19 protein-coding genes are annotated in these 17756 nt (G+C 64.8%); 10 read left to right on the top strand and 9 right to left on the bottom strand.

What is annotated here, in order from left to right; translation table 11 throughout:
- The first annotated feature begins 6 nt into the window (after window positions 1-6).
- Window positions 7-981, top strand: coding sequence for a putative ABC transporter permease (locus H9X91_RS10610; protein ID WP_204804929.1), 975 nt, complete (start codon window positions 7-9; stop codon window positions 979-981).
- Window positions 982-1039: 58 nt separating this feature from the next.
- On the opposite strand, the gene H9X91_RS10615 is transcribed toward H9X91_RS10610, so the two are convergent.
- On the bottom strand, window positions 1040-2206 hold the full coding sequence (locus H9X91_RS10615) for a cation diffusion facilitator family transporter (protein WP_204804931.1): 1167 nt from the start codon (window positions 2204-2206) through the stop codon (window positions 1040-1042).
- Window positions 2207-2357: 151 nt separating this feature from the next.
- Window positions 2358-2969, bottom strand: coding sequence for a hypothetical protein (locus H9X91_RS10620; protein ID WP_204804933.1), 612 nt, complete (start codon window positions 2967-2969; stop codon window positions 2358-2360).
- A gap of 173 nt (window positions 2970-3142) precedes the next feature.
- On the opposite strand from H9X91_RS10620, the gene H9X91_RS10625 reads away from it, so the two are divergent.
- The 8 genes from H9X91_RS10625 to H9X91_RS10660 all read left to right on the top strand — a co-directional run bounded on the left by H9X91_RS10625 (window position 3143) and on the right by H9X91_RS10660 (window position 9387).
- On the top strand, window positions 3143-3529 hold the full coding sequence (locus tag H9X91_RS10625; protein ID WP_204804935.1) for a hypothetical protein: 387 nt from the start codon (window positions 3143-3145) through the stop codon (window positions 3527-3529).
- 94 nt (window positions 3530-3623) lie between these two features.
- Window positions 3624-4643: a stage V sporulation protein AD gene (gene spoVAD, locus H9X91_RS10630; protein WP_204804937.1), complete on the top strand. Its 1020-nt coding sequence runs from the start codon at window positions 3624-3626 to the stop codon at window positions 4641-4643.
- A gap of 217 nt (window positions 4644-4860) precedes the next feature.
- The gene (locus tag H9X91_RS10635; protein ID WP_204804939.1) at window positions 4861-6588 is read left to right on the top strand and encodes an ammonium transporter; all 1728 of its coding nucleotides are present in this window, start codon (window positions 4861-4863) and stop codon (window positions 6586-6588) included.
- A gap of 142 nt (window positions 6589-6730) precedes the next feature.
- Complete coding sequence (spoVAE, locus tag H9X91_RS10640) at window positions 6731-7087, top strand: stage V sporulation protein AE (RefSeq protein WP_204804941.1); 357 nt, start codon at window positions 6731-6733, stop codon at window positions 7085-7087.
- Window positions 7088-7222: 135 nt separating this feature from the next.
- On the top strand, window positions 7223-8452 hold the full coding sequence (locus H9X91_RS10645) for a polysaccharide deacetylase family protein (RefSeq protein ID WP_204804942.1): 1230 nt from the start codon (window positions 7223-7225) through the stop codon (window positions 8450-8452).
- 15 nt (window positions 8453-8467) lie between these two features.
- Complete coding sequence (locus H9X91_RS10650; RefSeq protein WP_204804943.1) at window positions 8468-8761, top strand: hypothetical protein; 294 nt, start codon at window positions 8468-8470, stop codon at window positions 8759-8761.
- Between the two features lie 27 nt (window positions 8762-8788).
- Entirely contained in the window at window positions 8789-9181 is a 393-nt protein-coding gene (cdd, locus tag H9X91_RS10655; protein WP_204804944.1) for a cytidine deaminase, read from the top strand.
- Window positions 9178-9387 (top strand): hypothetical protein, encoded by a 210-nt coding sequence (locus H9X91_RS10660; RefSeq protein WP_204804945.1) that lies wholly within the window; start codon window positions 9178-9180, stop codon window positions 9385-9387. The genes cdd and H9X91_RS10660 overlap by 4 nt, the downstream gene beginning before the upstream one ends.
- Before the next feature lie 44 nt (window positions 9388-9431).
- Here the strand turns inward: H9X91_RS10660 and H9X91_RS10665 are convergent, their stop codons facing one another.
- From H9X91_RS10665 to H9X91_RS10695, 7 genes are all read right to left on the bottom strand, one after another.
- Entirely contained in the window at window positions 9432-10835 is a 1404-nt protein-coding gene (locus tag H9X91_RS10665) for a GNAT family N-acetyltransferase (protein ID WP_204804946.1), read from the bottom strand.
- Between the two features lie 159 nt (window positions 10836-10994).
- Window positions 10995-12020: a rod shape-determining protein gene (mreB, locus tag H9X91_RS10670; protein ID WP_204804947.1), complete on the bottom strand. Its 1026-nt coding sequence runs from the start codon at window positions 12018-12020 to the stop codon at window positions 10995-10997.
- Window positions 12021-12150: 130 nt separating this feature from the next.
- On the bottom strand, window positions 12151-12831 hold the full coding sequence (locus H9X91_RS10675; protein WP_204804949.1) for a ComF family protein: 681 nt from the start codon (window positions 12829-12831) through the stop codon (window positions 12151-12153).
- On the bottom strand, window positions 12828-13076 hold the full coding sequence (locus H9X91_RS10680) for a helix-turn-helix domain-containing protein (protein ID WP_204804950.1): 249 nt from the start codon (window positions 13074-13076) through the stop codon (window positions 12828-12830). Before H9X91_RS10680 ends, H9X91_RS10675 begins: the two co-directional genes overlap by 4 nt.
- An 812-nt stretch (window positions 13077-13888) precedes the next feature.
- Window positions 13889-16108 (bottom strand): SF1B family DNA helicase RecD2, encoded by a 2220-nt coding sequence (recD2, locus tag H9X91_RS10685; protein WP_204804951.1) that lies wholly within the window; start codon window positions 16106-16108, stop codon window positions 13889-13891.
- Window positions 16086-16457: a hypothetical protein gene (locus tag H9X91_RS10690; protein WP_204804952.1), complete on the bottom strand. Its 372-nt coding sequence runs from the start codon at window positions 16455-16457 to the stop codon at window positions 16086-16088. The genes recD2 and H9X91_RS10690 overlap by 23 nt, the downstream gene beginning before the upstream one ends.
- A gap of 788 nt (window positions 16458-17245) precedes the next feature.
- Window positions 17246-17455, bottom strand: a complete 210-nt coding sequence (locus tag H9X91_RS10695) for a helix-turn-helix domain-containing protein (protein WP_204804953.1) — start codon at window positions 17453-17455, stop codon at window positions 17246-17248.
- Between the two features lie 90 nt (window positions 17456-17545).
- On the opposite strand from H9X91_RS10695, the gene H9X91_RS10700 reads away from it, so the two are divergent.
- Window positions 17546-17755 (top strand): hypothetical protein, encoded by a 210-nt coding sequence (locus H9X91_RS10700; RefSeq protein ID WP_204804954.1) that lies wholly within the window; start codon window positions 17546-17548, stop codon window positions 17753-17755.
- Window position 17756 lies beyond the last annotated feature (1 nt).

A 17756-nucleotide genomic window follows, 5' to 3' on the forward strand; every position in this document is an offset into this window, starting at 1 on the left:
GTGCCTATGGAAGAAAAAGATCTGTTGGGATACAGCCAGGACGTCCTGCGCTTCGAGAAAGCGCTGGAGGTCCGGTATGAGGGATACTATGAGCGGCTCGCCGCGCAGCAGGAGCTCTCCGCGGAGGAGCAGGCCGTTCTGCGGGCCGAGGTAACGCAGGAGACAGAGACGCTGAAGGAGGCCGCCGCCTCCCTGCGGCAGGCGCACCAGTGGGCCTCCGACAGGGCCGACGAGCTGACCACCCGCCTGCGGGAGGGGCAGGAGAGCTCCCGGCGGAAGGGCCTGTTCCGCCATGCCCCCGCCAACTCTGTCATCGATCTGGAGGAAGAGCGGGCGGACAGCTTCGCCTCCGGCGTCAACTTCTACAAGGTGGCCCTGATCTGCATCGCCGGCAGCTTTGCCGGCGTGGTGGTGGAGCTGCTGTGGTGCCTGTTCCGCAACGGGTATCTGGAAAGCCGCTCCGGCCTGGTTTACGGCCCCTTCAACCCCGTCTACGGCATCGGCGCAGTGATCATGACGCTGACGCTGTACCGCTACCGCAACCGCAGCTCCTCCATCTCCTTTTTCGGCGGGGCCCTTGTGGGCAGTGTCATCGAGTATCTGCTCTCCTGGGGACAGGAGACGCTGTTCGGCTCCACCTCCTGGGACTACAGCCATATGCCCTTCAACCTCAACGGCCGCATCTGCCTGCTGTACTCCCTGTTCTGGGGCATCCTGGGGGTCCTGTGGATCAAGAGCATCTATCCCCGCACCGCCCAGGTGATCCTGAAGATCCCCAACCGGTTCGGCAGGATCCTCACCTGGGTCCTCACGGTGTTCATGGTCTTCGACTGTGCTGTGAGCCTGCTGGCCGTGGACCGCTGGTCCGAGCGGGTGCAGGGGGATCCTCCCGCCTCTGCCGTGGACACGTTCTTTGACCAGCATTTCCCTGATGACCGCATGGAGCGGATCTATGCCAACATGGAGTTCGGCACAGACTAGATCATTTTCCGCAGAAACAGGCGGCGGGCGCTGTGCGCCCGCCGCCTTGCTGCGTCTTTCAGGTATAAGACCGCTCCACGTTCACCACCGCGTAGTAGTTGCCGTCCAGCGCCCGCACGGCCTTCCGGATCTTCTCCTCCACCTCCTGGTCCGTGAGGCGGAAGCCGAAGGGCACCACGGCGTCGAAGATCAGATTGGTGTGGGTGGGACCGGACACCATGCGGAAGTCGTGGATGTCGATGGCGTCGTCGATGCAGTGGACCAGGGTCTGGACACGGTGCCGGGTCTCCTCCGTGACGCCGTCGTCCGTCACCACCGGGTCCATATGGATCACCGCGTCGCAGCCCAGCTTCTCCCGCAGCTCCTTCTCCACGTTGTCGATCTCATCGTGGAGGGCCAGCACATCCTCGTTGGCGGGCACCTCCGCGTGGAGGGAGATCATCACCCGGCCGGGGCCGTAGTCGTGGACGATCAGGTCGTGGATGCCCAGGATGGTGCCATGGGCCATCACCAGGTCCCGGATGCGCTGGACGAACTCATGGGTGGGCGGCGTGCCCAGCAGGGGATCCAGGGTGTCCTTCACGGCATTGATGCCGGACCAGAGGATGAAGGCCGCCACCAGCACGCCGCACCAGCCGTCGATCTTCAGCCCCGTGAAGCGGCCCACCAGGGTGGCCACCAGCACCGCCGCCGTGGCCACGCTGTCGCTGAGAGAGTCCATGGCCGTGGCCTCCATGGCCGGGGAGCTCAGCTTTTTCCCCAGCCGGCGGTTGTAGAGGAACATGTACAGCTTCACGGCGATGGACACGCAGAGGATGCCGAAGATCAGCGGGCTGGTATCCACCGGCTCCGGGTGGAGGATCTTGTCGATGGAGGTCTTGCCCAGCTCCAGGCCCATCAGCAGGATGAGCACCGACACCGCCAGGCCGGAGACGTACTCCATCCGCCCGTGGCCGAAGGGGTGCTCCGAGTCCGGCTTCTGTCCCGCCAGCTGAAAGCCCACCAGCGTCACGAAGGAGGACCCGGCGTCCGACAGGTTGTTGAAGGCGTCCGCCGTGATGGCGATGGACCCGGACAGGGTGCCTGCCAGGAACTTCCCGGCGAACAGCAGCACATTCAGGCAGATGCCTACGACTCCGCAGAGGACGCCGTAGGCCCTGCGGGTCTCCGGCTCCTCCCGGGCCGGATCCGGTTTGATGAACAGCCGTGCCAGCAGTGAGATCACGGCAGATCCCTCTCTTTCCATGGGGCGCATGCCCCGGATTCTCATTCAGGCCGGCAGGACCGGCCAGGAAAAAGCCGCCTTCCGGCGGCGTGGGCTTTGCTGCGGGGGCAGGTGACCCGCCCCGCGGAAGCGGCGCAAACGGCCGGGCAGATCAATCCCGCCTGCCCGGGATCACCAGCTTCATGTGGCAGCACAGGTCGTCCAGATCCCGGTCCGTGGCGGCGGGGATCCGCAGCTTGGCGCCGCAGTCCCGGCAGATCAGGTCCACGGCGCTTCGGCGGATCTCCATGCCGTACCGCCTGCTGCCGCAGGCGCAGGTGATGCCGTCCGGCCGGGCGGCGATGTCCTTCAGCTCCGACAGAATCTCATACATGATGACGTTGTCCACGAAGGCCTCTTCCCCGTCCTCCTGCTGCTGGTGCTCCTTTTCCGCAAGCACCGCCAGGTCCCGCAGGTTCTTCTCCACCGTGCCCTCCGGGCCGATGAAGCAGCAGAACTGCTTGGTCTTTGCGCAGCCCAGGGCCGTGGCGCCGTGGAGCACCCGCTCCGGCGGACAGTGGGCCTCGTGGGTCTCCCCGCAGATGCCGCAGGGGACATAGATGTGATACTCCGTCCCGTCGAACGCCACCTTCAGGGCGGACTTGCCGCAGGCGCACTCCACCTCCGCGTTGGAGGCCTCCAGCGCAAAGACGGACCGGGTCCCCATGACGGTCTTGCCGCACTGAGGGCACAGGTATCCGAATGTCCGCATCTCTTCACTCATGGTATGCGCCTCCTGGCTTGGATGTTTCCATTAGATGAAAATTATACCACCCCGGGGAACCATTGTACAGAGCTTTTTGAACATTAGCGTAGGCTAACTGCCGGTTTTCCCTGAAAAGAGGGCTGTTCAAGTCGATTTTTCTGTGCTATGATGGAGCAAACGGAGGTGGCGTCATGGGCCTTCCCTGGTATCTGAAACCAGATCTGTTTCTCCATGCGGACATGCTGGACCAGCTGGATGAGCTGAACAGCTCCGCCAGCAGCTCCCATGCCGATGTCCTGCGGCAGGACAAGGAGATCGAGCGGCTGAAAACGCGGATCACGGAGCTGGAGGACCAGCTGCTGGCGCTGGAGAAGATCCTCTCCCAGCACGGCATTCTCCCTCCAATGCCGGAGGAGCCTGAGGATCCGGAGGCCTCAAATCTGCCGCCGGATACCCCCGCCATATTCCCTGCCCGGACGGAGGAGGTCATCGCCTGCCCCCGCTGCGGCCGCCGCCAGAAGGGCAACCGGAACGCCTGCTACGCCTGCGGCCTGCCCTTTCAATACGAAGCTGAATAAACGCCCAGAGGCCCGGCCCTTGCCGGGCCTCATATTTTTGCCCATTGGGGGGCAAACTGTGGGACAGAAGCCAATGAAAGCGAGGCGGCGCACCATGAACGACAAGCGTCTGGGCCGGCAGACCGTGGCCCTGGCCCATCCCCCCTCCGTCCTCTCCTTCGCCAACATCGGCGGGAAATTCGAGGGCCAGGGCCCCCTGGCAGACTATTTCGACGAGATCAACCCCGACTCCTTCTTCGGGGAAAAGACCTGGGAGAAGGCGGAGTCCGCCATGCAGAAAGCCGTCCTGCAGCGGGCGCTGCAGAAGGCGGAGCTGACCCCCGGCGATCTGGACTATATCCTGGCCGGGGACCTGCTGAACCAGTGCATCGGCTCCTCCTTCGGCCTGCGGGACTTCCGCATCCCCTTTTACGGGCTCTACGGCGCCTGCTCCACCATGGGGGAGAGTCTGAGCCTGGCGTCCCTGCTGATCGACGGCGGCTACGCCGACCGGGCCGCCGCCCTGACCTCCTCCCACTTCTGCACCGCCGAACGGCAGTACCGGATGCCGGTGCCCTACGGCAGCCAGCGGACCCCCACCGCCCAGTGGACCGCCACGGCCGCCGGCTGCACCATCCTGGGCAGCGACGGCCCCGGCCCCTATGTCACCCATGTCACCTGCGGCCGGATCGTGGACAAGGGCATCGCCGACGCCAACAACATGGGCGCCGCCATGGCCCCGGCGGCCTATGACACCCTCTCCGCCTTCTTCCGGGACACCGGGTATCGTCCCGCGGACTTCGACCTCATCATCACCGGCGACCTGGGGGAGCTGGGCCATGACATCGTCCGGGACTTCTTCCGCCGGGACGGCGTGGATCTGGGTCCCCAGTTCCAGGACTGCGGCCTGCTGCTCTATGACCGGAAGCACCAGGACATGCACGCCGGCGCCTCCGGCTGCGGCTGCTCCGCCTCCGTCCTCAACGGCTATCTCCTGCGGAAGATGCGGGAGGGCAAGTGGAAGACCATCCTCTTCGCCCCCACCGGGGCGCTGCTGTCCCCCACCTCCTCCGGCCAGGGGGAGTCCATCCCCTCCATCTGTCACGCGGTCCGGCTGTGTGCTGTCCGGGAGTGATTGGTCAACCTATATAAATTTCGGATAAATTTTTGACGAATCCAGCAAATTTCTTGTGAAGAAAGTGCCTTGACGCTGTCCGCCTGCCGTGATAAAGTGTTCTCCATTAAAGGCAAGGGCGCCTGTGAGACCATCTCACAGACGCCCTTGCCTGTATTTGTTCCAAGGCGCGGCGTGACGCGCGGCCGCCGCCCGTGGTGATCTAGGAGGGAACGCAATGTATTCATCTGTCAACACCATCTGGGTCCTGGTGGGCGCTGCCATGGTCTTTCTCATGCAGGCGGGCTTTGCCATGTGCGAGGCCGGCTTCACCCGGGCCAAGAACACGGGCAACATCCTCATGAAGAACCTGATGGACTTCTGCATCGGCACGCCGGTCTACTGGCTGCTGGGCTTCGGCCTGATGTTCGCCGGCGGCGGGGCCCTGATCGGCGGTCTGGACCCCATGGTCCGGGGCGATTACTCCGCCATCCTGCCGGAGGGCGTGCCCCTGTTCGCCTATCTGATCTTCCAGACGGTCTTCTGCGCCACATCCGCCACCATCGTCTCCGGCTCCATGGCGGAGCGGACGAAATTCGTCTCCTACTGCATCTATTCCTTCTGCATCTCCGCCTTCATCTACCCCGTCTCCGGCCACTGGATCTGGGGCGGCGGCTGGCTCAGTGACCTGGGCTTCCACGACTTTGCAGGCTCCACGGCGGTCCACATGGTGGGCGGCATCTGCGCCTGCATCGGCGCCGCCACCCTGGGCCCCCGGCTGGGCAAGTACGACAAGGACGGCAGGCCCCGGGCGATCCTGGGTCACAACCTGTCCCTGGGGGCGCTGGGCGTGTTCATCCTGTGGTTCTGCTGGTTCGGGTTCAACGGAGCCTCCACCGTCTCCATGACCGGGGACGACACCCTGGTCTCCGCCGGGCTGATCTTCGTCAACACCAACATGTCCGCTGCGGTGGCCTGCTGCGTCACTATGATCTACACCTGGCTCCGCTACGGAAAGCCGGACGTGGGCATGACCATGAACGCCGCCCTGGCGGGGCTGGTGGCCGTCACCGCCGGATGTGACGCGGTATCCATCGGCGGCGCCACCGTCATCGGCATCGCAGCCGGGCTCCTGCTGCCCATCTCCGTGAACTTCTTCGACTCCGTGCTGAAGATCGACGACCCGGTGGGCGCCATCTCCGTCCACGGCGTCTGCGGCGCGGCGGGCACGCTGCTCACCGGTCTGCTGGCGGTGGACGGCGGCGTGTTCTACGGCGGCGGCTTCCAGTTCTTCGGCGTCCAGTGCTTGGGGGTGGCGGTCACAGCGGTGTGGACCGCCGTCACCATCACCATCGTGTTCCAGGTGCTCAAGCACACTGTGGGCCTGCGGGTCTCCCCCGAGGAGGAGGTCAAGGGCCTGGATATCACCGAACACGGCCTGCCCTCTGCTTACGGCGGTTTCGCCTTCGTCTACGACGACACTCCGGACGGCGCCGCCGTGCCGGACGCCGCTCCCGGCGCAGCGCCGGTCCCGGTGCAGGAGGCCGTGCCGGTGGAGGTGGTATCCGCCGCCCCGGCGGGCACGGCCCCTGTCTCTTCCGGCGGCGTCAAGATGACCCGTGTGGACATCCTCTGCAAAATGGAGCGGTTCGACGCCCTGAAGCGGGCCATGTTCGACATCGGCATCACCGGCATGACCGCCATCAACGTCATGGGCTGCGGTGAGCAGCGGGGCAAGACCGAGGGCTACTTCCGGGGCGCCAAGGTGGAAGCCACCATGCTGCCCAGCATCCAGGTGTCCATCGTGGTGTGCAGGCTGCCGGTGCGCCTGGTGGTGGAGACCGCCAAGAAAGTGCTGTACACCGGCCATATCGGCGACGGCAAGATCTTTGTCTCCGACGTGGAGAACGTCATCAAAGTCCGGACCGGCGAGGAGGGCTACGACGCCCTGCAGGATGCAGAGTGAGCACCTCCTCCCGTGCCCATATGCACATTCACTGCCGCGGGGGCCGGGATCCGATGGATCCCGGCCCTCCGGCATACTCCGCCCGTTTCGGGGCATACTGACACTGTCAACCCGGGGATATCTCCCCAGACGGAGGCAGGCCATGGAATATCTCAATGCATTTCTCTGCGGCGGCATCCTGTGTGCCATCGGGCAGATCATCATCGACAAGACCCGGCTGACCCCCGCCCGCATCCTCACCGGATATGTGGTGGCGGGCGTGCTGCTCAGCGCCCTGGGGCTGTATGAGCCCCTGGCGGAGTGGGGCGGAGCCGGGGCCACGGTGCCCCTGACGGGCTTCGGCCACAACCTGGCCAAGGGCGTCCGGGAGGCGGTGGCCGCCGACGGCTGGATCGGCGTCTTTACCGGCGGTCTCACGGCGGCGGCCGGCGGCATTGCCGCGGCTGTGGTGGCCGGTGTGGTGATGGCGGCCATCTTCCGCCCCGGCGACAAACGCTGACAGAGCCTTCCTCTCCCCGGCAGGGCGGCCGTTGCCGCCCTGTCTTTATTTTGTCATTTTTTTGTTGTTCTTTCCTGGCGGGTTCCTGCTATACTATTGGCAGCGACAAATTTCGACAGAAAGGAACATCCCATTATGCGCCGTTTCACTGCCCTGCTGCTTGCTGTGCTGACGCTGCTCTCTCTGACCGCCTGCGGCGGTCAGGACGCCTCCGTCCCGGAGGAGGACACGGAGGATCCCGGCGGCGAGCCCGTGGAGGTCCTGCCCCCGGAGCCGGAGCCCTATGACATCCTGGACCCCACCGTGATGCCGGAGGGCGGCGTCCGGGACGGGGTGACCTATGTGGCCTATGACGGCATTGTGGAGCATCTGTTCTTCCATCCCGTCATCGCCTATCCGGAGCTGGCCTTCGACGGGGACGCCCAGGCCAACGGCCTGGACGACTACATGGTGACGGTGGACGAGTACAACAAGATCCTCCAGAGCGTCTATGACAAGGGCTATGTTCTGGTGGACATCGGCGATGTGTGGAGCGAGACCACCGGCGAGGACGGTCAGCCCAAGATGGTGAAGAACACCCTCTACCTGCCGGAGGGCAAAAAGCCCCTGATCCTCTCCTACGACGACACCAATTACTACGACTATATGCTCCAGAACGGCTTTGCCTACAAGCTGATCATCGGCGAGGACGGCAAGATCGCCTCCTGGGGCAAGGACCCCCAGGGCAATGAGGTGGTCAGCCGGGACCTGGACGCCATCCCCATCCTGGACAAGTTCGTGGAGGAGCATCCGGACTTCTCCCCCTTCGGCGCCAAGGGCTGCCTGAGCCTCACCGGCTACCAGGGCATCCTGGGCTACCGGACTCAGACGGACACCAAGAGCTGGACCGAGGCCCAGGAGGCCAACCGTCAGAAGGAGATCGAGGCGGTGAAGCCCATCATCGCGGAGCTCAAGCGCACCGGCTGGACCTTCGGCAGCCACACCTGGGGCCACATCCGCCTGGGCACCAAGTCCATGGAGTCCATCCAGGCAGACACCCAGCGGTGGTTCGACGAGGTGGGCAGCCTAGTGGGCCCCACCACCATCCTGTTCTACCCCCACGGGGAGCGCCCCGACGGCAACGACTGGCAGAACACCGGCCCGGTGTTCCGCTACCTCCAGAGCCAGGGCTTCCGGGTCTTTGCCTCCGTGGGTATCGAGAGCTTCAGCTATATCAAGAAGGACATCTGCGCCGTCATCTGCGACCGGCTCCACCCGGACGGCACCACCCTGCGCCATTCCCGGGACCGGTACTTGCAATTCTATGATGCAAAGGATATCATGGATGTAGCAGTGCGTCCCCAGCGGGAGATCGACTGGGCGTAAAGGAGGAGATCCGCTGTGAAAAAGCGCATGGTCCCCGGCATCCTGCTGTCTGTCCTGGCCGTGTACATGGTGTTTGAGACCGTTCGCCTGTACAGCCTCATTACCAGGCCTGACGGCACGTTTATCACCGACGCCGATGTCGCCTTCGGCCTGTACCTCTTCGGCGGGCTGCTGGAACTCAATCCCAGCCTCACCTATCCCAACGCGCCGCCCTACCTCTTCGCCCTGTGCGCCGTGACGGCCCTGCTAACGCTGGCCGCCGTGCTCTGTTTCCGGTGGGCCCGACGGGGCAAGGCGCACGGGGACTGAACCGCTTGTCACGAAAGGAGCATTTTCATGACCCGAGATGAACTGAAGGCCGCAGCCGTCGCCATGCTGGACCGGGCCTACATCCCCTACTCCCACTTCCCCGTGGGCGCCGCCCTGGAGTGCAGCGACGGCACGGTGTTCACCGGCTGCAACATCGAAAACGCCGCCTTCGGCCCCACCATCTGCGCCGAGCGGACGGCGGTGGCCAAGGCCGTCAGCGAGGGGCACCGGAACTTCGTCCGCATCGTCATCGCCGGGCGGAGCGAGGGGCTCTGCGTCCCCTGCGGCGTGTGCCGCCAGGTGCTGCGGGAGTTCGCCCCCAACATCGAGATCATCTGCCTGAACGGCGCCGGAGAGGAGCGGACCTTCACCCTGGAGGAGCTGCTGCCCCACAGCTTCGGCCCGGAGTACCTGCTGTGACGCCCGCGCCGGCGGAGGACCGTCTGCGCATCCTGGCACTGGAGCCGGTGGTCTTCTGCTGCGGAGAGGTCCTTCCAGAGCCCCAGGTGTGGGTGCTGGCGGAGGACCGGGCCGGAAGGCGTTTTTCCTGCCGGGTCCCTGTGTCCAGGGCCGAGGTGCTCGGCCTTGCGTCGGGCGCTGTTTGCCAGAGAGAGGACCTGTATTGAATCCAAAAACCGCCGCCGGTGCATCTGCACCGGCGGCGATCATGTTATACCAGCTTTTCAAAGTAGAAGAACGTATCGTCCTCGCCCTTCTTCCGCATGCAGGCCGACAGCATCTTGTAGGACGCCTGGTTCTCCTTGTAGCACTTGGCCACCACCCGGCTCAGGTGGATCTTGTACAGGCCCCAGTCCGCCACGGCGGCGAAGGCCTCCGTGCCGTAGCCGCTGCCGGCGTAGGCCTTGTCGATCCGGCAGCCCAGCTCCGCGCCGCCCCGGCAGTCGAACCGGTACAGCACCGCCTCGCCGATGAGCTTGCCGTCCAGCCGGACGGCAAAGTTCACCGCCTGCCGGTTTTCAAAGTCCCGCCGGGCCACGTCAAAGAAGCTCCGCTCCTCCACAGGGCCGCCCAGGCCCCCCACGTCGTCATAGCCCCACCAGCGGTTCCGGTCCTGGTCCAGCACCAGGGCGTTGTAGGCGGGGATGTCCGCCTCCGTCAGAGCGGACAGGGTCAGCCGGGCCGTTTTCAGCTCCGGAATGGTCTCCACATGGTTCAGCAGCTCGTTCTGGGGATCGAACCTGTATTTGGGTGCCAGCTTGGCGGGGCCATACTGGAGCTTGGAGGTCCTGAGACCCCGGTCCGCCGCGTCATCCTCCCGGTTGATCCACTGGCAGCCGTCGCCGAAGGCATCGGCAAAGGCCTGGACCAGGGTGGGATATACGCCGGTGTAGGAGTACAGTGCCTTCTCGATGTGGATGATGAGGGTATCGCCGCACTTCTCCGCCAGAGACAGGGCGATCAGCTTCTCCCCGTCGAACATGCCGCCGGTGAAGAAGCAAGGCCTGCCGGTCATCTTCAGCATCTTCTTGGCCAGATCCAGTTCGTTTTTCGCCTTGGCATTGTTCTCCTTGGGGAACTCCGCCTCATAGTCCTGCCAGAACCGCTCGATGGCCGGGGCGTCCGCCGCCGTCAGGGGCCGGAATTCGGCATCCGGCCACTTGGAGCGGAACTTGTTGATGTGATTCCGCTGGCCGGAGTACCGCCGCCCGGCAAAGAACTGCAGATCCTCCCGGTAGTACACATAGTCCCGCCAGGTCCGCACATCGCTGACCCGGACATAGGGATACCGGCTCAGAAGCTTGGCGGCCCTGCACTCCGGCACCACAGAGATCACCGGGGGGATCCCCCGCTCCAGGCAGTCGTTCTCGATGGCCTCCAGCGCCGCGTCCTCGTCCCCCTCCGGGCCGGGGACCGGGTAGTCGAAGACCACCTGTCCGTCGATCTCGTTGCAGACCACCAGACAGCCGGCGATCTCCGCCCAGGCCGGATGCAGGGACTTCTTCCACATGAGCTTGGTGCCCACGGAATATTCACACAGGCCATAGTCACAGTTCTGATAATACCGCCGCAGGCGGGGGGCATCCTGCTTGGTCACTGGTTTAAACTCTTGCATACTGTCATTCCTTGTTCTTCGTCGTACAGCCGGGAACCCCGGCTCCTCTCATCGTTCTCTGGAAAGTATATGCCCTGCTCCGCCGGAGCGCAGTCGTTTTGGCAACAGCGCCCCGAAGCGGAGAAAAGCGGCCGCGGGCACCAGCCCGCGGCCGCTGCGTCAGTTCATCTGCTTGCGGCGGCTAAGATTCATGGTACCGTCCTGCATGGAGTTCAGGGAGTCCAGGCTCTTGCCGGTGCCCAGGGCCACGCAGCTGATGGCATCGTCGGCGATCACCGTGTGGATGCCGGTCCGGGCCGTCACCAGCTTGTCAAAGCCGGACACCAGGCTGCCGCCGCCGGTCATGACGATGCCGTTGGTGGAGATGTCCGCCACCAGCTCCGGCGGCGTCCGCTCCAGCACGGAGTGGATGGCCTCCATGATCCGCTCCACCGGCTCCTCAAAGGCGTCCATCATCTCCGTGGAGCTGACGGTGACCACCTTGGGCAGGCCGGTCAGCAGGCAGCGGCCCTTCACATCCATGGTCTCCTCCTCGTCCTTGGGGAAGACGCAGCCGATCTGCTTCTTCATCTCCTCGGCCGTCCGCTCGCCCACCAGCAGGTTGTGCTTGCGGCGCATGTATTTCACCACGGCCTCGTTCAGCTGGTCGCCGGCGATCTTGATGGAGGCGCTCTCCACCACACCGGAGAGGGAGATGACCGCGATGTCGGCGGTGCCGCCGCCGATGTCCACCACCATGTGGCCGTCCGGCTGGGTGATGTCGATGCCGGCGCCGATGGCGGCGGCCACGGGCTCTTCAATGAGGTAGACCTTCCGGGCGCCGGCCTGGATGCCGGCGTCGATGACGGCGCGCTCCTCGACCTCGGTGATGCCGGAGGGCACGCAGATAATGACCCGGGGCTTGAAGAAGGACACGCCGGCCACCTTGTGGATGAACTCCCGCAGCATCCGCTCCGTCATGTCGTAGTCGGAGATGACGCCCTCCCGCAGGGGGCGGATGGCGATGATGTTGCCGGGAGTCCGGCCCAGCATGGCCTGGGCCTCAGCGCCCACCTTCAGCAGCTTACCGGTGGTCTTGTCCATGGCCACCACGGACGGCTCGTTCAGCACGATCCCTTTTCCCTTCACATAAACCAAAACCGACGCGGTACCCAAGTCGATACCGATATCCTTCGTCATGGACATACTGATTCCACCTCATTTGATCTTTCTGTCTTATAGTATAAGCGGTTTTCCCGCGGACAATCATACAGCTTTTATTATACTGGCACGTTCCTGGGAATGCAACACTAAATTGTGAACATTTTCCACCAGATCAGGCATTTTTCGGCCCGCCGGTCCCTTTTTCCAGGGGCGTCAGGGCCACGGCGGCGCAGATCACGTCCTCTGCCCCGGCCTCCCGCAGCACCCGGGCGCACTCCATCAGGGTGGCGCCGGTGGTGCAGATGTCGTCCACCAGCAGGATCCGCTTTCCGGCGGTCTGCTCCGGTGACGCAGGCGCATAGACTCCCAGCACGTTGGCCCGCCGGGCGGCGGACTCCCGCAGCCCCGACTGGGCCGGGTTGTGGACGGTCTTGCACAGCAGCGGAACCGGCGTGGTGTCCCACAGGCGGCAGGCGCTCTCCGCCAGCAGCCGGGCCTGGTCATAGCCCCGCTGCCGCAGCCGCCTGGGGCTGACGGGCACCCAGGTCACAGTGTCGAACTCTCCGGAAAAGTGCTCTGCCGCGCACTGGGCGAGCAGCTCCCCCAGCGGGCCTGCGGCAGAGGACATGCCCCGGAACTTGAAGCGGTGGAGACCCTCCCGGGCCAGGCCCTGATACCACAGGGGCGCGGCGCAGCGAAAGCCGCCGGGGCCCCGGCGCAGGGCATCCTCTCCCTCTGTCCAGGGGAGGGCCTTCCGGCAGGCATCACAGATGCCCGGTTTGTCCAAAACACGGCCGCAGAAGGGGCACTTGGGCGGGAAGAGGAGGTCCAGGAGGCTGGACAGCAGGCTCATCTCTTCTCTGCCTCCGCCAGCAGTTCGTCATACGTGGTGTGCAGGGCATCCCGGATGCCCCGAAGCTGGGACGCCTTGATGTGCTGTGCTCCGCGCTCAATCTTCACCAATGATTCCCGTGTAATCTCCACACCCTCCAGCTGCAGCAGGCGGACCAGCGCCTTTGGTCTGATGCCCTGTTCCTTCCGAATCCGCCGAATATTGGCCCCAATTCGGATATCCTGCTTGATTTTCTGTTCCTCCATAGACGCCTCCGCAAAAGGACCTGTTTCGGTCCATTTTCGCTTTATTCTATAAAGGACGGGCGAAAAAATGGGACCCATATGGGTCCTTGTAGATGACTGCCCTATGAGGTCGTAGGGGCGGTTATTAACCGCCCGGGGGATTCAGCTGGGTTGCCAGCTGGGCAATGCACCCCCCATTTCTCTTTTGGTCTTGCCAAAAGAGAAACGGGCCGTGCACGGTCCAAAGAGAAAAAACGCTTTAGAGCGCAGCGTCCCGCTGCGCGACGGGGGTCGGCGTGAGATGGTGCCTGCGGATTCGCGATGGCTCTCCGACGGGCGCGGCGGGGTGCCGCAGAGACTTGACAGCGGATTCCCGCGGCGCGGGTGCAGAGGTCAACGGGGTGCAAGGACGCATTTGACCAGCTTCTCTTTCCGCGCGTTCCGCTTCGCTACGCGCTCCCCGGGGCACTCGCAGAGGCTGTTGCGTTGGCTCTTTGCTGGAGCTCTCATCGACCACCGGCCAGCGGCAGCGAAAAGAGGAGCTGGATGTATCCCAGACTTCCCCGGGCCAAAGGTTTCCCCAAGGGTCGGGCGTTTCCGTCCCTGACTGCCGCAAGAGACCGCCAACCTTCCCCCGCCGGCGGCAGGAGGTCTGCGCTGGCGCAGACCGACCCGCCGATGCGCTTTTTCTCTTCCACCGGGCGCGGCGCATTCTCTTTTTGGCGCTTCCAAAAAGAGAATGGGGGGCGCACCCCCGTGGGAACAGCCCCCTGGCGGGAGCCAGCCCCCCGAGGCCGGCGGCCCGCATTTCCCCGGGCGGTCGATAACCGCCCCTACGCCGTCTCCGTCGGCAACGCAAAATGCGCCATCCTCCACCGGAGCCCCGAATACCGCCTCTGCTGCCGGTCATTTTCCGCCATGGCCCGGATGGCCGCATCGTCTCCCACCACGATCAGCAGCTCCCGGGCCCGGGTCAGGGCCGTGTACAGCACCCCCCGCACCATCAGCGATGGCGCCGCCGGCATGGTCGCCAGCACCACGCACCGGTACTCGCTGCCCTGGGCCTTGTGCACCGTCATGGCGTAGGCCAGGTCCACCTCGTTCAGCATCTCCAGCGTGTACGTGGCGATCCGGTCGTCGAAATTCACCACCAGCAGTTCTCCGGAGGGGTCGATCTCCACGATCTTCCCCACATCCCCGTTGAACATCCCGGTGCCCACGGTGCCGTCGGACCGCTCCCATACCACGTCGTAGTTGTTCTTCGTCTGCATGATCCGGTCCCCGGTGCGGAACACCCGCTCCCCCCACTGGATCTCCCGCTTGTCCGCCGCCGGCGGATTCAGCGCCGCCTGCAGGCAGCGGTTCAGGTTCTCCGTGCCGCTGAGGCCCTTTCGGGTGGGAGAGAGCACCTGGATCTGGTCCGCCGGGATTCCCATGTGGTCCGGCAGCCGGGTCTTGCACAGGTCCACCACCGTGGAGAGGGTCCGCTCGGCGTCCCGGCGGCAGAGGAAGAAGAAATCCCCCTGGTTGTTGGTGAGCTGGGGCGGCTGGCCCAGGTTCACCGCATGGGCATTGCGGATGATGGCGGACTGCTCCGCCTGGCGGAACACCTCCCGCAGAAACACCGTCTCCACCCTGCCGCTGCGGATCAGGTCGGAAAACACGTTCCCCGCCCCCACGGAGGGCAGCTGGTCCGCGTCCCCCACCAGCACCAGCCGGGTGCCGGGCCGCAGGGCCCGCAGCAGGGCGGAGAACAGGCTGAGGTCCACCATGCTCATCTCGTCCACGATCACGGCGTCCGCCTCCAGGGGCTCCTTCTCCGTCTTCTGGAAGGTCACCTGGTGGGTGGCGTCGTTCCAGCTCATGCCCAGCAGCCGGTGGACCGTCTGGGCCTCCATGCCGGTGAGCTCGCTCATCCGCTTGGCCGCCCGGCCGGTGGGAGCCGCCAGCACGATCTCCAGCCCCATCTTCTGGAACAGGGCCACGATGCCCCGGACCGTGGTGGTCTTGCCGGTGCCGGGTCCGCCGGTGAGGATCAGCACGCCGCACCGGGCCGCTTTTTCCACCGCCTGCCGCTGCTGGGGCGCGTAGGTGATGCCCTGCCGGGCCTCGATCTCGTCCACCGCCCGGTCCGCCTGGCGGCTCTGGTCCGTGTCCGCCGCCAGCAGTCCCGCCAGGCGGATGCAGGCGGAACTCTCCGCCTCCCACAGCCGCCGGAGGTAGCAGGCCTCCACATTGGCCACCTGCTCCTGGACCACGCCCCCCTGGTCGATGAGGCTGTCCAGCGCCTGCTCCACCAGATCCGTCCCACAGTCCAGCAGCTGGGCGGTGGCGGCGATCAGCTTGTTCCGGGGCAGGAACACATGGCCGTTGTTCTCGTTGTGGCTCAGCTCAAAGGTCACCGCCGCCTGGAGCCGCTGGTCGCTGTCCGCCGCCATCCCCATGCCCATGGCCATCTCGTCCGTGACGGAGAAGGCCACGCCGCAGGCCTCGCCGGAGAGCAGATAGGGGTTCTCCCGCACCTTCTCCAGCGCCGCGTCCCCGTACTGCCGCCGCAGCTCCATCGCCAGAACGGGGGGCAGCTGGTACTGGGCCAGAAAGGCCATCAGCCGCCGCAATCCCATGTGCTGGCGATAGTTTTCGGCGATCTCCTGGGCCTTGCGGGCGGTGATGCCCTTCAGGGTGGTGAGCCGCTCCGGCTCCCGCTCCAGGACGTCCAATGTCTCCGGCCCGAACCGCTCCACGATCCGCCGGGCGGTGGCAGGGCCCACGCCTTTGCAGACGCCGGAGGACAGATAGCTGAAGATCTCCTCCTCATCCTCCGGCAGGCTCCGCTCCAGCTCCACCACCCGGACCTGCTCCCCATGCTGGGGGTGGGTCTCCCAAGTGCCGGAGACCGCCAGATGCTCCCCCGGCGCCACGCAGGGGATGCAGCCCACCACGGTGATCACCTCGCCCTCCTCCGTCAGGAGGCGCAGGACCGTATAGCCGTTTTCGGCGTTTTGAAAAATGACGCTATGTACCGTTCCCTCACAGGTGACCAGCTCTTCCATGTGCTTCCTCTTTCGTATGGTTGTGTTCGCCCAGGTCGATGACGGCCCCGTCCGCCAGGGCCACACCGGGCTCCCGGTCCGCCAGATAGGCCGCCAATGCCCGGGCGTCGGCGGTCATGCCGCAGTCCGCCAGCACGATCCTGGCCCCCGGCAGCCGTCCCCGCAACCGCCGCAGCTCCCGCACGTCCGCCTCCATGGCCAGTGCCTCGCCCCGCAGGGGCAGCACCAGCAGCAGCCCCGGGATCGCGGGCCGCCCGGCCCGGAAAAAGGCCCCCGCCACGATCCACACCAGGGTGGTGACACCCACCGCGGAGAGGAACGCGATCAAACCGTCTTGCAGCAATGTCATCCCAAATCACCTCGGGATAGTGTATGCGCGGGGGCGGATTCGGTGTTCCGGGGCGGAATGGGGGAGATTTTCCCCCCCAGGGGAAATGGGTGGGCCGCCGGACGGCGGCCTCGGGGGCATCTGCTCCCGCCAGGGGGCTGTTTCCGCAGGGGATGCGCCCCCCATTTTCTTTTTGAAACATCAAAAAGAAAATGCGCCGCGCCCGGTGGAAAAGAAAAAATGTTCGGCGGGTCGGTCTGCGCAGGCGCAGACCTCCTGCCGCCGGCGGGGGAAGGTTGGCTGTCCCTTGCGGAAGTCAGGGACGGAAACGCGCCGCCCTTGGGGAGACCGTTGGCCCGGGGAGGTCTGGGATACACGCTGCGCCGCTTTTCGCTGCCGCTGACCTGGTGGTTGATGAAGGCTTCAGCATAGGACAACGCAACACCTTCTACGACCGCCCGGGGCAGCGCGTAGCGAAGCGGAACGCGCGGAAAGAGAAGCTGGTCAAATGCGTCCTTGCACCCCGACGATCTGGGCACCATCCGCCACGGGACGGCAGTATCGACCTCGTAGAAGAGTCTAGCGTGCCCGAAGGTCAGGCAAAATCGGAGCAGGCACCGATACGCCGACTCCCGTGCGCGCGGAGGGCCACTGCACCGGAGCGCGCCTAACGCTTTTCTCTTTGGACCGTGCACGGCCCGTTTCTCTTTTGGCAAGGCAAAAGAGAAATGGGGGGTGCATCCTGGCTGGACAAGCCCCCCTGCGGGAGCAGGAATCCCTGTGGCCGCCGTTCGGCGGCCCATTTCATGTTACCCCCGCTGGTCGCTACGCCCCACCAGGTAGTCAATGGTGACGCCAAAATGGTCCGCCAGCTTCCAGGCGTTTTCCAGATTGGGCAGGTTGACCCCGCCCTCAAATTTCTGGTAGTGCTGTTCCACGATCCCAATCGCCTCAGCGACCTGAACCTGGGTCTCCTTCTTCTCCTTGCGCAATTCTCGCAATCTTTCTTTCAAAAGCATGTTTGTCCCTCTTGACACACCAAGTTAACTGTGTTATTCTCCTATTATAGCACAGTGAAATTGGTGTTTTTTAGAAAGGTGGTTTATCAAATGTCCGACTTTATGAAATGGCTGTATGCCCATTACATCCGCCCCCAGCTGGATGCGGCGGAGCCGGAGGAATACGCAATGCCCCTCTCCCTGCTGGACGGCAGCATGACCGCCGACATGGCCGCCGACTATGAAAAGGCTCGGGAATTCACCGCCATCCACGCCTTCCTGCTGGGCCTGCGCACCGGCCGTGGCCTGCCCTGGGCGTGAT

Source organism: Oscillibacter valericigenes (assembly GCF_016902445.1).
GTDB lineage: Bacteria > Bacillota > Clostridia > Oscillospirales > Oscillospiraceae > Oscillibacter > Oscillibacter avistercoris.